Here is a 13,630-nt window from a genome sequence, read left to right as displayed (position 1 = left end):
CCTCTTTTCTATTTTTTAACTAAAGTGAGGAATGTATGATTTTTACAAAAGTAGATGCACTGGTCAAAGATTTAGACGTGGATAAATATCATATTAAGACAGTGACTTTGTCAAGTGATGATTTAAATAAAAAAATTATTCGTGTTAAAAGCGATCACGGAAATGAATTTGGGATTCGTCTGGATGAAGGCGAGAAGTTACAGAATGGTTCCGCTTTTTTCATTGACGATCACCATGTTTTGGCTATTGGTGTCGAATCTCAAGATTTGATTGTCATTTCACCAAAAGATATGGATGAGATGGGAATTACTGCTCATATTTTGGGAAATACCCATAAACCAATTGAGGTTAAAAATGCTAAGATTTATTTGGAAGTAGACCCAGTGGTGGAACAAGTACTGACTCAAAAGGATATTGCTTATACGATTGAAGAAGTTGTTCTTGATAAACCGCTTCGTCACGTTAATTTGACTGCCCATGAACATTAAAACATTATCTAATATAAGGACCAGTGATTTTTTAGAAATAGTTCAGGTTTGTGATTCGACTTTTCCTATTGGAACCTTCAATCATTCATTTGGCATGGAAAATTACCTGAGAGAAGAGAAGATTCATGATGCCAAAGGTTTTGAAATGTGGCAGGATACCTATCTTAAAACACAGTTTAAATATGGTGAAGGTCTGGTTATTGAATTGATTTATCGTGCTTTAAAAGAAGGACATTTAGAATTGGTTTGGGAATACGACAGTATTCTCACCATGTCCTCTCAGGCGCGTGAAACTCGTGATGGAACTAAAATGATTGCCAAGCAGATGCTCAAACTCATTCAACATTTGCATGAGATAGACTTATTGGCAGACTATCAAAGGCGTATTCGTCAGGGCAAGAGTTATGGCAATCCCGGGATTGTCTTTGCTCTGTACACTTATTTCAAGGGGTTGAATGCTCAAGAAGCTTTGATGTTATACGGCTATAGCATCGTTTCAACTATGGTTCAAAATGCTGTACGTGCAATACCGCTTGGTCAGATTGCAGGTCAGGATATATTAAAAAATACCTTTCCAATTTTGGAAACATTGTATCAGGAAATTAGTACTTGTGATGCTTCTTTGTTGGGCGTAAATACTCCTGGAATAGAGTTATCGCAGGTCAAGCATGAAACACAGATTTTTAGGCTTTTCATGTCTTAGAAAAGAGGAATGAATATGGCAAAACGTACAGTTGTTATTGGGATTGGCGGACCTGTCGGTTCAGGCAAGACTTTGTTAGTAGAACGTTTAACCCGCCGAATGTCGGATTTAAACTTGGCTGTTATTACAAATGATATTTATACCAAAGAAGATGCCCTCTTTTTGGCTAAAAACTCTAATCTTGGTGAAGATAGGATTATTGGTGTCGAGACTGGCGGCTGTCCTCACACGGCTATTCGTGAGGATGCTTCTATGAATTTTGAAGCCATTGAAACGCTGCAAGAACGTTTTAATCATGATTTAGATGTTATCTTTTTAGAAAGCGGCGGTGATAACTTGGCAGCGACTTTCAGTCCAGATTTAGTCGATTTCACAATTTACATCATTGATGTCGCCCAAGGAGAAAAAATTCCGCGTAAAGCGGGCCAGGGAATGATTAAGAGTGATCTCTTCCTCATTAATAAAACAGATCTTGCTCCTTATGTTGGAGCTAATCTCGATCGTATGCGGGAAGATACTCTGCATTTTCGTCAAGAAGATAGCTTCGTTTTTACTAATTTAAATAATGCAGAAAATGTTAAAGAAGTTGAAAATTGGGTGCGTAAGCATTTTCTCTTAGAGGGTTTATAAAATGACTGAGCAATATGATGGTCTTGTCCATCTAGGTTTTTTAGAACGAAATGGACGGACGATTACTCATAAAAAGTTTTACGAAGGCAATTCGCGAGTTTCGGCAGATACGTCGCAGAAACAGTCTCTTATCCCTTATTATTTCTTAATTAATATGGGTGGCGGCTTTCTTGAAGGCGAAAATTACCTAATAATTCTTGATTTAGGGAATAAAGCACAAGCCTTGGTAACAACTCAGGCGCCCACTTATGTCTTTAAGTGTGAAAAATTTGGCGGCTTAACACAGCAGACAACTCAAGCAACTTTACAAGAAGGCTCTTATTTGGAGTATTTGGCAGATGAAATTATTCCCTATGTCAACTCTCGCTACTTTCAGAAAAATCAATTTTATCTCAATAAGGGAGCAGAACTGATTTATTCGGATGGAATAACGGCCGGTTGGTCGGGAGATGAAAGCTTTTTCCCTTATGATTATTTTCATTCACTAACACAAATTTATCAAGATGGAAAGCTGATTTTTCACGATAATATGCTGTTAGAACCCAAGAAAGAAGATATGACGCAGCTGGGTTATTTTGAAGGTTATACTAATTACAATAATTTGGTGATTGTTTCAGATAAGATTGATAGCGTTTTTGTTGCTGGCCTTCGGAAATATTTGGAAAAAGAATCCTTTGTTTCTGAATTTGGAATTTCGGAATTATCTGCTTCTGGGATAGCTGTTAAAATTCTTGGCTATAAGGGTGAAGAGAACAGAAAAATAATGATGGCTTGTGTCAATTATTTTAGAAGGAACATCAAAAATCTGCCAGAATTGAATTTACGCAAAAATGATAGGAGACGCTGATTATGCATATTCCAGAGAATTACTTAAGCCCAGCCACTTGTGCGGCCATGGGAGCCATTATGCTTCCAGTTTGGTACAGGGCGGTAAAACAGGTTGAAATAAAAGTTAAGGAGGACAAGGAGATAGTTCCTATGCTGGGGATTACAACCTCACTGTCCTTTCTCATTATGATGTTTAATTTACCGGCTCCCGGCGGTACAACAGCTCATGCGGTAGGTGCTGTTTTGATTGCCATTTTAATGGATCCTTGGACCGCTACTCTCTCAATAAGTGTGGCTCTGTCAATGCAGGCCTTCCTTTTTGGAGATGGCGGTATTCTAGCACTAGCGGCTAACTGTTTTACAATGGCTTTTCTCATGCCTTTTACAGGATATGGCATTTATAAACTGATTACCTACAAAGGAAAGCATCAAGCACTAGGTGCCTTCTTAGGAGGTTACCTAGGAATTAATGTAGCTGCTTTGGCAGTGGCTGTTTTATTGGGTATTCAACCTCTTTTGTTCAAGGACAGCAACGGCAATCCTCTTTATAATCCTTATCCCCTAGCAGTGACTGTTTCGGCCATGGGGTTGACTCACCTTTTGATTGGATTTGTTGAAGGCTTTTTTACCATGGGAGTCTGCCAATTTGTTCACAAGCTGCAAGAGGGTGAGATGAAGTCAGCACTTTCAAATAAAAGTCGAAAAGATTCAAAAATTAGCTATTTGCTGATTTTAATTGCTGCCATGATTAGTTTGACGCCACTGGGATTGTTAGCGACAGGCGATGCTTTTGCTGAATGGGACTTAAAAAGTTTGGTAGAGAACTTATCTCAGTATCATCTTCATCAAGCAGCTCCAGCTGGTATGGCTAAAGGTTGGTCTTTCAGCGCTTTATTGTCTGACTATCGTATTTCAGGCCTTCCTGAAGTAATTGGTTATATTCTTTGTGCCTTGAGCGCTGTACTAATTTTCTTTATTATTTATCGTATTATTTTTCATAGAAAGATGGTGAAATGAAACTTCCTAATTGGTTATCAGAAGATAAAAGCATAGCTGTACATAGTGGCAGAGAACATTTCTTAATTCGCAATCGGGGAGTCTTAGCTGCGGTTTTACGAACATTTAGAAATAAACCTGTTTTGATGGTGACTTCTTTTTTGCATCCTGTCTCTTGGCTCTTAATTCTCTTTATCTTCTTATTAACAATTAGTCTGTTTGATAATATTCTTTTTTTCTGGATTTTGGCGCTTCTGCTGGGTACTTTTGTGGCAGTGCTGCCCTATGACAGCATGATGGCTATTTTGAAGAAAACCTTTTTCTTATTAATCCCTCCCCTGATTCTGTATTTACCGGCTGTTTTTTGGGGAAGAGCAACATTTGTTTTCTTGCTGAGAATGCCTTTGATTCTTTTTTTGGTTGCTAGCTATTCAGAATTAATGACGATGACGGATCTATTAGCAGCCTTGAAAAAATTACGTTTTCCAGATCTGGTTTTGCTACAATTGGATATTACTGTTAAGTATATTTATATCTTTGGACAAATGCTTGTAGCTATTTTAAAAGCTATTGAAGCGAGAGCTGTTGGCAGGTATCTGAAATTTCAAGTAGGCAGTAATATCTGGGGTATGCTGTATATTAAGGCTGTTGAGTATGGTAAGGAGCTGCAACATGCCATGGAAGCGCGTTGCTTTACAGGAGAATATTATGATAGTAAGAGGCGACTGCTTCTAGTGGATTATGCCGTTATTGTTATTTGTCTTTTGCTTTCAGTTTTGATTATTTTAGAGGGATAACTATGTATAATATTGAAGATGTGATGTGTGCATATGATAATCACATTGTTTTCGAACATTTAACAGTTAATATTAAAAAAGGTCAGTATTTGATTTTAATGGGTGAAAATGGTAGAGGAAAATCAACTTTTATCAATCTGATAGCAGGCTTTATTGCACCACTTTCAGGTAAGCTATCCTTTGACAGTCAAGATTTATCACAGCTTTTAAAACATAACAAAACAAAACGTCAATTTTATGCACGTTTAGGAATTCTTTTTCAAGATGTCGATGTTCAGCTGTTTAATCGTACGGTTTATGACGAAGTGGCTTTTTCTCTTCGTCAGTTAGAGGTGACAGAAGAAGTGATTGAGCAGCGCGTAATGGATGTTTTAGAGCTCTTTCATATTACTCATCTAAAAGACAGGGTTCCTTATCAGTTATCTGGCGGTGAAAAGAAGAAGGTTGCTTTTGCAAGCATTATGGTGATTAATCCTGATGTTTATATCCTAGATGAACCCTTTAATAATTTAGCAAAGGAAGCTGATTATCTTTTAAAAGAGGTTCTGCATGAACTGCATATTTTTGGAAAAACCATCATCATGTCGTCACACCACTTCAAGCATGTCAATCATGAAGAAGCGGATATTCTGCTCTTTGAAGATAAGAGAGTACGATATTTTACTGCGGATCAGGTCAAAGCAGATCAGGCGATTCAAGATATTTTAGCAAAGTATTAAGGCTTTTGATATTGATTCATTAAAAATATAATCTGCCTTATATCACCCCGCATGGTTTCCGTCATACTCATTGCAGTTTACTTTTCGAAGCGGGGGCAAGTATAAAAGAAGTACAGGAGCGATTAGGGCATGAGGATATAAAAACAACGATGAATATATACACCCATGTTACTGATAATGTAAAAGAAAAAACGGCGGAGAAATTTGCTCAATTTTTAGGAATTTAACCCTATCCGTTACTTTTTCCGTTACTTTTATAATAAAAAAACCATTCCTAACGAATAGGAATGGTTTAAAATCAACATTTTCAGCAATTTCAAAGCGCTGATTATTTGAGACCGTATTTCTTGTTGAAGCGGTCCACACGTCCGTCTGCTTGAGTGAATTTTTGACGACCAGTGTAGAATGGGTGTGAATCTGATGAAATTTCCACACGGATAAGTGGGTAAGTTTCACCTTCGAATTCTACAGTTTCTTTAGAAGACTTAGTTGATCCGCTAAGGAATTTGTAACCAGTAGTTGTGTCCATGAATACTACTGGACGGTATTCTGGGTGGATATTTTGTTTCATTGTTAAAAGATTTCCTTTCTGCCATGGCGCTTTTCCGCACCATAGTTATTTTAACTTCTTTAGTTTATCAAATAAACCAATTTTTGTACAAGACTTTTGTGCAAAATAATTGAATTGAAATGTAATTGTTATAAAGTCTAGTCTGGTAAGGTTCAATCGTGTTTTTACTCAGCTAGTAAATCTTTGATTTCTTGGTAGATTTGTTCGTTTTCTTTTAAGCTGTAAGAATTGGCTCCGCTGGCAAGAGGGTGGCCTCCGCCGTCATGACGTTTGGCAATTTCGTTGATGACTTTTGTTTTACTGCGCAAGCGGACACGATAGTTTCCGTCTGCTTGTTCGACAAAGATTGCCCATGATTGGACGCAATCAATGCGACCTGGTGCCCCAACGATAGCAGATGTTTCAGCTTCTGTGACATTGTATTTTTTCATGGTTTCTTGCGTCAAGATAACACGCGCAGCCCCATTGTCATCAACTTCTAAGTTATCGTAAACAAAGCCTTGAAGTTTAGCAATTTTAAATGAAATAGAATCCATTTGTCGAGCAAGACTTGAAAAATCGAAGTCATATTCGCGAAGTTTACTTGCAATCATGAATGTTTTGCTGCTTGTGGCTGGGTAAAGGAAACGTCCAGTGTCTCCGACAATACCTGAGTAAAGCAATCGGGCAGCTTCGCTAGAAAGGGCTAAGCCAGTAGAGAAAGCAAAGTCAGAGATGATTTCGCTGGCACTTGAGGCGTTCGTATTGACGTACAAGAGGTCACCATAAACATCTTCGTTAGGGTGGTGGTCAATCTTAATGAGGCAATCGCCTTTTGTGTAGCGCTCATCGTCGATACGTGGAGTGTTTGCTGTGTCAGTGACAATGACCAGAGCCCCATCGTAATCGCTATCAGACACTTTATCCATTGTCGTAATCCATGCAAGAGTTGGCTCATCAAAACCAGTTGCCAAAACTTTTTTAGCTGGGAAATTATGCTTAATGAGTTCACGCAAACCAGCTTGGCTACCTAGAGCATCTGGGTCAGGTCTTTGGTGACGGTGAATGATAATAGTATCGTAAGCTTTAATTTTTTCTAAAATTTCTTCAAATGTATTCATATCTAAATTCCTTTGTAAGCTAGAGATTTACCCTATTATAGCATGAAATGACCGCGAGGTGGTAATGAGGATTTTTGAAATAAATCAAAGGTTTTTTTAAATTTTTAGAAGTAAAGTGCTAGAATAATATATGTAAACGTTTTCTAAAAAACAAAAAATCATAAGGAGGCTATGCTCATGTCAGTATTTTATGTTCCATCTCAAAACCTTATTGGTCGCGGAGTGGTTAAAGAAATCGGAAGTCATATTAAAGAATTAGGCTACAAAAAGGCTCTTTTGGTAACAGATCATTTTATTGCTGGAAGTGATATTTTACCTAAAGTAACGGCACCACTTGATGCAGAAAATATTGATTATGTTGTTTATAGCGATGTTGATCCAAATCCAACAGTCAAAAATGTCGAAGAAGGTCTAGCTGCTTTGAAAGAAAATGCTTGTGACTTTATCATCTCACTTGGAGGTGGTTCACCACAAGATGCTGCTAGTTGTATTTCAATTTTGGCAACAAATGGTGGTCGTCCGCAAGACTACGAAGGTGTTAAAAAATCATCTAAAAAAGGTCTTCCTGTTGTAGCCATTAATACGACTGCAGGAACATCAGCTGAAATTACAATCAACTACGTCATCACAGATGAAGAACGCAAAGTTAAAATGGTTATGGTTGATAAAAATAGCTTAGCCTTGATATCAGTTAATGACCCAGAACTTATGGTTTCAATGCCTAAGTCATTAACTGCAGCAACTGGTATGGATGCATTAACTCACGCTATCGAAGCATTGGTAACACCAGGTGCTTATGCTGCAACGAAAAAACTTTCAGTTGGTGCGATTGAGTTAATCAAAGAATTTTTGCCACGAGCTGTTGAAAATGGTGAAGATTTGGAAGCGCGTGAAGCTATGGTCAATGCTATTTTCTTAGGTGGTATGGCATTTAATAATGCAGGACTTGGTTACGTGCATGCGATGGCTCACCAACTTGGTGCTGTTTATCATTTGCCACAGGGTGTCTGCTGTGCGATGATCTTACCAATTGTAGAACGTGAAAATGCCAAACACGTTCCAGCAGCTTTCCGAGATGTGGCTAAAGGACTAGGACTTCATACAGAAGATAAAAGTGACCAAGAATGTGCTGATTATGCTATTGCAGAAATCGAAAAATTGTCAGCAACCGTTGGTATTCCTAAGAAATTGACAGAACTTGATATTAAGGAAGAAGAATTCGACTTCGAATTTCTTTCTAAAAACGCTTTGCTTGATGCTTACGCACCAGGCAATCCTTTTATGCCAACATTGGAAGAAACAATCGCTCTTTACAAACAGCTATTTTAAGCTAAAACTTGGATAAGTTGCAGGAAAAATCCTGTGACTTATTTTTTAAGAAAAATTTCTTTGCAAAACAAAAAGAATGTGTTAAGATAGTACCTAAAAAATTTAATTAGAGGAGGCTAACTTGGATACAACAACGTTAAAAGACTTGGCAAAGACAGAATTACATTGTCACTTGGATGGTTCCATCTCATTGGAGACAATTCGTCAATTAGCAGATATGGCAGATATTGCTGTTCCAGCAGCAGATGAAGATTTGAAAGACTTAGTTACCGCACCTGCTGAGGCAGAATCTTTGATGGATTATTTAAAAGCATTTGATTTTGTCCGTCCGCTTTTGCAGACGAAAGAAGCTCTTCATTTGGCTGCTTATGATGTTGCTAGACAAGCTGCGCAGGAAAATGTGATTTATGCTGAAATTCGCTTTGCGCCTGAATTTTCAATGGACCAAGGCTTATCAGCTTCTGAAACCGTTGAAGCTGTACTTTCAGGTCTTAAAAAGGCAGAAGCAGATTTTGGCATTGTGGCTAAGGTTCTTGTCTGTGGCATGAAACAATCGCCTGCACATGTGACACGTGATATTTTTGACCATGTTATCCAGTTAGCTGACAAAGGATTAGCTGGTTTTGATTTTGCAGGAAATGAACTAGATTTTCCACCTGCAGAATTAGAGGCTATTATCAAGCACACTCAGGAGTTAGGACTTCCTTTGACATTTCACGCTGGTGAGTGTGGTTGCGCTCAGTATATTGCAGATGCTATCGCCCTTGATATCAAGCGCCTTGGTCATACCACAGCTATTTATGACCAACCTGAATTGATTCAAGAATTTGTCAAAAAAGGTGTGACAGCTGAGTTATGCTTGACAAGTAATCTCCAAACCAAAGCTGCGAAATCTTTGGAAGAATTTTCTTTTCTTGCCTTGAAAAATGCTGGTGCTAAGATTACCATTAACACTGATAACCGTACGGTTTCTGATACTAACTTAACAAGAGAATACACACTCTTTGTCAAATACTTTGGTGTTGGTATAGATGATTTCCTAACATTTAATAAAAATGCTATCCAAGCATCCTTTACAACAGAAGCCCAAAAAGCTGATTTATTATCGAAAATTGACAATCTATATAAAACATTTCTGTAAAAATATGCTACAATAGTGGTAATTTATGTTTGGAGGGAACTATGGCTTTAGTTAAGATTGTCTATGCCAGCATGACAGGAAATACTGAAGAAATTGCTGACATTGTTGGAAATAAGTTCGAAGAACTTGGACACACTGTCGAAGTAGACGAATGTACAACAGTTGATGCAGCTGATTTTGAAGATGCTGATGTTGCGATTGTTGCATCATACACATACGGTGATGGTGAATTGCCAGATGAAATCGTTGATTTTTACGAAGATCTTGCAGATGTTGATTTGACAGATAAAATCTTCGGTGTTGTTGGATCTGGTGATACTTTCTACGATTACTTCTGTAAAGCAGTTGACGAATTTGAAGCACAATTTGCCTTGACTGGTGCAACAAAAGGTGCGGATTCAGTTAAAGTTGACTTAGCTGCAGAAGATGAAGATATTGCAAATCTAGAAGCTTTCGCAGAAACTATTTCTGAAAAAGTAAACTAAATAAGAAACTGAGGTTGGAGTGTGCTCCAATCTCTTTTTTCTCTTCTTTTCATAAAGAATTTTTTATAAAGTGAGGTGTCATTATGACTAAAAATAGAGATTACGATTATGGTTTTCACGATGATCTTACTCCGACTTATTCGACGGGTAAGGGGTTAACAGAAAAAATCGTGCGAAATATATCTGCTTACAAGCATGAACCTAAATGGATGCTTGATTATCGTTTGAAGAGCTTGGAGTTGTTTTATAAACTTCCTATGCCAGATTTTGGACCAGATTTATCTGGAATTGAATTTGATGATGTCATTTATTTTCAAAAGCTAGCAGATAAGAAGGTTAATGACTGGGATGATGTTCCAGATAAGATTAAAGAAACTTTTGAGCGTTTAGGGATTCCACAAGCAGAGCGAGACTACCTTTCTGGTGCTGTAGCTCAGTACGAGTCTGAAGTGGTTTATCATAATATGAAAGAAGAGTTCCAAAAACAAGGAATTATTTTCACTGATACTGATAGGCTTTGCAAGAATATCCTGAACTATTTAAAGAGTATTTTGGGAAAATTGTTTCAAACAGTGAACACAAATTTGCAGCTCTAAATGGTGCTGTTTGGTCAGGTGGAACTTTTATTTACGTGCCAAAGGGCGTGCAGTGTGATATTCCAGTACAGACTTATTTTCGTATTAATGGTGAAAATGCAGGACAATTTGAACGTAGTTTGATTATTATCGACGAAGGAGCTTCAATTCAATACATTGAAGGTTGCACCGCTCCCAATTACACAACCAATAGTCTTCACGCAGCAACGGTAGAAATTATTGTCAAACGTGATGCTAGTTTTCGTTACACGACCATGCAAAATTGGTCTGATAATGTCTACAACCTAGTAACTGAACGTGGTAAGGTCGAAGAAAACGGCATGTTAGAATGGATTGATGGTAACCTCGGAAGTAAGGTCAATATGAAATATCCATGTTCGATTTTAGACGGTCCACACGCCAAAACGTCAGTGCTTTCCATGGCATTTGCCAATTATGGTCAACACCTAGATGCTGGCTGTAAAGTTTATCACAATGCTCCACATACCTCATCAACCTTGATTTCAAAATCAGTAGCTAAGGATGGTGGCAAGACAGACTATCGTGGTTCAGTTTACTTTGGCAAGCATAGTGAAGGCTCAAAATCACACATTGAATGTGATACGATTTTAATGGATGATTTATCAAGTTCAGATACTATCCCATTTAATGAAATTCATAACTCAAATGTATCTTTGAAACACGAAGCTAAGGTTTCAAAAGTTTCTGAGGAACAACTCTATTACATGATGAGTCGAGGAATTTCTGAAGAAGAAGCAACAGCCATGATTGTTAATGGCTTTATGGAGCCGATTACCAAAGAACTTCCTATGGAATATGCCGTTGAAATGAATAGTTTGATTACTATGAGTATGGAAGGTTCTGTTGGATAAATGTTTAAAAATTCTAAAAAATAATCTTTTTATCTCTTGAGTCTTCTTGTCAAGCTATAAACTTTTCTTTATAATGGAAATGATATGAAAAAACATGAGTACAAATATGGTCAGCTATGCAAGTTATTAGTAATTCTTGGTTTGTTTAGTATTTGTGGCTATTTTATGATTTATGTCATCAGGCACTGGCAATTGATCGTTTCTTTTTGGCAATCTAGCTCAAAGACAGCTTTGACACAGTTTTTGATGCAGTTACGAACAAAAAATCTGCTGAATATCACTATTTTGCTATTTTTGACAGCTCTGACAGCAGTCATTCCTTTTATGTCGAATGCAATTTTTGCTATCTTTAATGGCTTGATTTACGGACCTGCTATTGGATTTTTGATGAATCTCTCAGCAAATGTTCTTGGAAATTTTCTCTTTGTCAGAGTTCTGGAAATGATTGATTTGAAGGACAATGATAGCAAGTTGAAGAAACATTTTGCAGGATTTAAAAATGTCATCAATGTTGTTGAAAATCAAGAACTAGGCATTATGCTAGGTTACATGATTCCTGTGATTCCAACCCTGCTGATCAATTATCAAGTGGCAAAAATCAAATTGCCTTGGCGCAGATGGGTTCTCTACGTTACAATCGGAGTATTGCCGAGTAGTTTATTGTATGCCTTAGGTGGTGATGCGGTCGTCGCGGGAAATTTAAGACTGATTATTGTACTGCTTGTTATTTTTATTGCCATCAGCTTATTGGGAACTTATATCAAACGAAAAAAGAATAAGTCATTTTTATAGTAGAAATTCAAAAAAAGATAAGGATAGAGAAAAAATGTCAGTAAAAGATTTGGATGTTATCCGTCAAGAAATTGATCAAGTGGATCAGGAATTAGTAGTACTTCTTGAAAAACGCATGACCTTGGTGAATCAAGTAGCAGCATATAAAAAAGCTACTGGAAAAGCTATTTTAGATACCAGTCGTGAAGATGCTGTCTTAAAAAAAGTTGCTAGTCGTGTTCAAAATAAAGCTTTTGAGGCAACATTAGTTGATACTTTTGCGGATATTATAAAAAATTCTCGCGATTATCAAGCTAAACAATTAAAGGCTGATTTAGATTAAGAAGGTAGCTCTAATGATTAAAAAGTTAAAAGATAACCAAGATTATTCTTATGGTGTCCTCTTAAAATTTATCGGCGCAAGTTTTCTTATTGGAATTTTAATAGGCTGTGTCGATACTGTATTTGGTCGCGTCTTGTTAATGCTTAGTGCTTTTCGAACAGAAAACTTCAATTATGTGATTCCATTTTTGGGACTAATTGGGCTTGTTATTGTTTTTCTTTATCAAAAAGCGGACAGTCGAGCTAGCAAAGGAATGGGTCTACTTTTTGCGGTGAGTCAAGGAGATGAAAAGAAAATTCCCTTGGTCATGTTACCTTTGGTAACTGTAGCAACTTGGCTAACTCATCTTTTTGGAGGAAGTGCTGGTCGTGAAGGTGTTGCTGTCCAACTTGGGGCGACGATTTCACATGCTTTTAGCAAGTTTTTCTCTTTTGAAAATAGCTCCCGCTTGTTTCTTGTAACGGGTATGGCAGCTGGTTTTGCTGGTTTGTTTCAAACCCCTTTAGCGGCTGTCTTTTTTGGACTTGAGATATTAGTTCTTGGAAAATTGCAATTACCAGCTCTTTTACCAATGACAATTGCTTCATTTGTGGCAAGTGCAACATCGCACGCATTAGGATTAGAGAAATTTGCCCACTTTGTCAATGTTTCACTAACTTTTAATGCTTGGCTGTTTTGCAAACTTGCTTTGCTAGGACTTATTTTTGGACTAGTCGGCAATGCCTTTGCTGCTTTACTTGCCTATGCTAAGCAAAAAGCCAAAGAAGTTATGGATAATCCCTACTATCGAATTTTGTTTGGTGGGATTGTGCTTAGTCTTCTTTTCTTGATGTTGTATCATGGACGTTATTCAGGCCTTGGAACTAATCTGATTGATGCTAGTTTTTCTGGCAAAGTCATCTACTTTTATGATTGGTTATTGAAACTAGTTTTGACTGTGGCAACTTTGGCAATTGGTTTTCAAGGTGGTGAAGTCACACCACTCTTTGCCATCGGTGCATCACTCGGTGTTGTTTTAGCAAAGGTCTTTGGTTTACCAGTTGAATTCGTCGCCGCAGCTGGCTACATCAGTGTTTTCGGAAGTGCTACAAATACGCTTTTGGCTCCAATCTTTATTGGTGGAGAAGTCTTTGGTTTTGCAAATTTACCATATTTTGCTTTGGTTATGATTTTTGCTTACAGTCTTAATCGAAACCATTCTATTTACACAGGACAAGAAGTTCTAGCCTTCTAGAAAAAAGCTCAAAAAAGTCAGGCATTT

At 37.5% G+C, this 13,630-nt stretch carries 15 protein-coding genes and 2 pseudogenes; 15 read left to right on the top strand and 2 right to left on the bottom strand.

What is annotated here, in order from left to right; all coding sequences use genetic code 11:
- The first annotated feature begins 35 nt into the window (after positions 1–35).
- From ureE to STRINF_RS10045, 8 genes and pseudogenes are all read left to right on the top strand, one after another.
- The gene (gene ureE / locus STRINF_RS08355) at positions 36–488 is read left to right on the top strand and encodes an urease accessory protein UreE (protein WP_006532675.1); all 453 of its coding nucleotides are present in this window, start codon (positions 36–38) and stop codon (positions 486–488) included.
- On the top strand, positions 478–1,191 hold the full coding sequence (locus STRINF_RS08350; RefSeq protein WP_006532674.1) for an urease accessory protein UreF: 714 nt from the start codon (positions 478–480) through the stop codon (positions 1,189–1,191). Before ureE ends, STRINF_RS08350 begins: the two co-directional genes overlap by 11 nt.
- 15 nt (positions 1,192–1,206) lie before the next feature.
- On the top strand, positions 1,207–1,821 hold the full coding sequence (gene ureG / locus STRINF_RS08345) for an urease accessory protein UreG (protein ID WP_043878435.1): 615 nt from the start codon (positions 1,207–1,209) through the stop codon (positions 1,819–1,821).
- A gap of 1 nt (position 1,822) precedes the next feature.
- A complete protein-coding gene (locus STRINF_RS08340; protein WP_006532672.1) occupies positions 1,823–2,668 on the top strand; it encodes an urease accessory protein UreD in 846 nt (281 codons plus the stop codon).
- Between the two features lie 2 nt (positions 2,669–2,670).
- Complete coding sequence (gene cbiM, locus STRINF_RS08335) at positions 2,671–3,666, top strand: cobalt transporter CbiM (RefSeq protein ID WP_006532671.1); 996 nt, start codon at positions 2,671–2,673, stop codon at positions 3,664–3,666.
- Positions 3,663–4,442, top strand: a complete 780-nt coding sequence (locus tag STRINF_RS08330; RefSeq protein WP_006532670.1) for an energy-coupling factor transporter transmembrane component T — start codon at positions 3,663–3,665, stop codon at positions 4,440–4,442. The genes cbiM and STRINF_RS08330 overlap by 4 nt, the downstream gene beginning before the upstream one ends.
- 2 nt (positions 4,443–4,444) lie before the next feature.
- Positions 4,445–5,161: an energy-coupling factor ABC transporter ATP-binding protein gene (locus STRINF_RS08325; RefSeq protein WP_006532669.1), complete on the top strand. Its 717-nt coding sequence runs from the start codon at positions 4,445–4,447 to the stop codon at positions 5,159–5,161.
- Between the two features lie 35 nt (positions 5,162–5,196).
- Positions 5,197–5,388 (top strand): annotated as a pseudogene (locus STRINF_RS10045) (tyrosine-type recombinase/integrase); the annotation flags it as partial.
- A gap of 101 nt (positions 5,389–5,489) precedes the next feature.
- On the opposite strand, the gene STRINF_RS08320 reads toward STRINF_RS10045, so the two are convergent.
- Together STRINF_RS08320 and STRINF_RS08315 are read right to left on the bottom strand one after the other, a co-directional pair.
- Positions 5,490–5,732 (bottom strand): type B 50S ribosomal protein L31, encoded by a 243-nt coding sequence (locus tag STRINF_RS08320; RefSeq protein ID WP_006532668.1) that lies wholly within the window; start codon positions 5,730–5,732, stop codon positions 5,490–5,492.
- 164 nt (positions 5,733–5,896) lie between these two features.
- Positions 5,897–6,832 (bottom strand): DHH family phosphoesterase, encoded by a 936-nt coding sequence (locus STRINF_RS08315; RefSeq protein WP_006532667.1) that lies wholly within the window; start codon positions 6,830–6,832, stop codon positions 5,897–5,899.
- A gap of 177 nt (positions 6,833–7,009) precedes the next feature.
- Between STRINF_RS08315 and STRINF_RS08310 the strand changes: the two genes are divergently transcribed.
- The 7 genes and pseudogenes from STRINF_RS08310 to STRINF_RS08280 all read left to right on the top strand — a co-directional run bounded on the left by STRINF_RS08310 (position 7,010) and on the right by STRINF_RS08280 (position 13,603).
- Positions 7,010–8,161 carry an iron-containing alcohol dehydrogenase gene (locus STRINF_RS08310; RefSeq protein ID WP_043878434.1) on the top strand — a complete coding sequence of 384 codons (1,152 nt, stop codon included), beginning with the start codon at positions 7,010–7,012 and terminating at the stop codon, positions 8,159–8,161.
- A gap of 121 nt (positions 8,162–8,282) precedes the next feature.
- Complete coding sequence (gene add / locus STRINF_RS08305; RefSeq protein WP_006532665.1) at positions 8,283–9,302, top strand: adenosine deaminase; 1,020 nt, start codon at positions 8,283–8,285, stop codon at positions 9,300–9,302.
- Positions 9,303–9,343: 41 nt separating this feature from the next.
- Complete coding sequence (locus STRINF_RS08300; RefSeq protein ID WP_006532664.1) at positions 9,344–9,787, top strand: flavodoxin; 444 nt, start codon at positions 9,344–9,346, stop codon at positions 9,785–9,787.
- A gap of 83 nt (positions 9,788–9,870) precedes the next feature.
- Positions 9,871–11,255 (top strand): annotated as a pseudogene (gene sufB, locus STRINF_RS08295) (Fe-S cluster assembly protein SufB).
- A gap of 84 nt (positions 11,256–11,339) precedes the next feature.
- Positions 11,340–12,047, top strand: a complete 708-nt coding sequence (locus STRINF_RS08290; RefSeq protein ID WP_006532661.1) for a TVP38/TMEM64 family protein — start codon at positions 11,340–11,342, stop codon at positions 12,045–12,047.
- 34 nt (positions 12,048–12,081) lie between these two features.
- A complete protein-coding gene (locus tag STRINF_RS08285; RefSeq protein ID WP_006532660.1) occupies positions 12,082–12,369 on the top strand; it encodes a chorismate mutase in 288 nt (95 codons plus the stop codon).
- Positions 12,370–12,382: 13 nt separating this feature from the next.
- Positions 12,383–13,603: a chloride channel protein gene (locus tag STRINF_RS08280; RefSeq protein ID WP_006532659.1), complete on the top strand. Its 1,221-nt coding sequence runs from the start codon at positions 12,383–12,385 to the stop codon at positions 13,601–13,603.
- Positions 13,604–13,630: the final 27 nt, after the last annotated feature.

Origin of the sequence: Streptococcus infantarius subsp. infantarius ATCC BAA-102 (assembly GCF_000154985.1) — a bacterium.
GTDB lineage: Bacteria > Bacillota > Bacilli > Lactobacillales > Streptococcaceae > Streptococcus > Streptococcus infantarius.
Note: the sequence above shows the minus strand (reverse complement) of the source record. Positions and strands in the feature narration are given on the sequence as shown.

Excerpts from the sequence above, each read along its gene's own strand:
- STRINF_RS08325 (WP_006532669.1), top strand. The coding sequence starts at position 4,445 with ATGTATAATATTGAAGATGTGATGTGTGCATATGATAATCACATTGTT.
- STRINF_RS08315 (WP_006532667.1), bottom strand. The coding sequence starts at position 6,832 with ATGAATACATTTGAAGAAATTTTAGAAAAAATTAAAGCTTACGATACT.
- STRINF_RS08340 (WP_006532672.1), top strand. The coding sequence starts at position 1,823 with ATGACTGAGCAATATGATGGTCTTGTCCATCTAGGTTTTTTAGAACGA.
- STRINF_RS08280 (WP_006532659.1), top strand. The coding sequence starts at position 12,383 with ATGATTAAAAAGTTAAAAGATAACCAAGATTATTCTTATGGTGTCCTC.
- ureG (WP_043878435.1), top strand. The coding sequence starts at position 1,207 with ATGGCAAAACGTACAGTTGTTATTGGGATTGGCGGACCTGTCGGTTCA.
- STRINF_RS08300 (WP_006532664.1), top strand. The coding sequence starts at position 9,344 with ATGGCTTTAGTTAAGATTGTCTATGCCAGCATGACAGGAAATACTGAA.
- STRINF_RS08285 (WP_006532660.1), top strand. The coding sequence starts at position 12,082 with ATGTCAGTAAAAGATTTGGATGTTATCCGTCAAGAAATTGATCAAGTG.
- STRINF_RS08310 (WP_043878434.1), top strand. The coding sequence starts at position 7,010 with ATGTCAGTATTTTATGTTCCATCTCAAAACCTTATTGGTCGCGGAGTG.
- STRINF_RS08320 (WP_006532668.1), bottom strand. The coding sequence starts at position 5,732 with ATGAAACAAAATATCCACCCAGAATACCGTCCAGTAGTATTCATGGAC.
- cbiM (WP_006532671.1), top strand. The coding sequence starts at position 2,671 with ATGCATATTCCAGAGAATTACTTAAGCCCAGCCACTTGTGCGGCCATG.
- STRINF_RS08290 (WP_006532661.1), top strand. The coding sequence starts at position 11,340 with ATGAAAAAACATGAGTACAAATATGGTCAGCTATGCAAGTTATTAGTA.
- ureE (WP_006532675.1), top strand. The coding sequence starts at position 36 with ATGATTTTTACAAAAGTAGATGCACTGGTCAAAGATTTAGACGTGGAT.
- STRINF_RS08350 (WP_006532674.1), top strand. The coding sequence starts at position 478 with ATGAACATTAAAACATTATCTAATATAAGGACCAGTGATTTTTTAGAA.
- STRINF_RS08330 (WP_006532670.1), top strand. The coding sequence starts at position 3,663 with ATGAAACTTCCTAATTGGTTATCAGAAGATAAAAGCATAGCTGTACAT.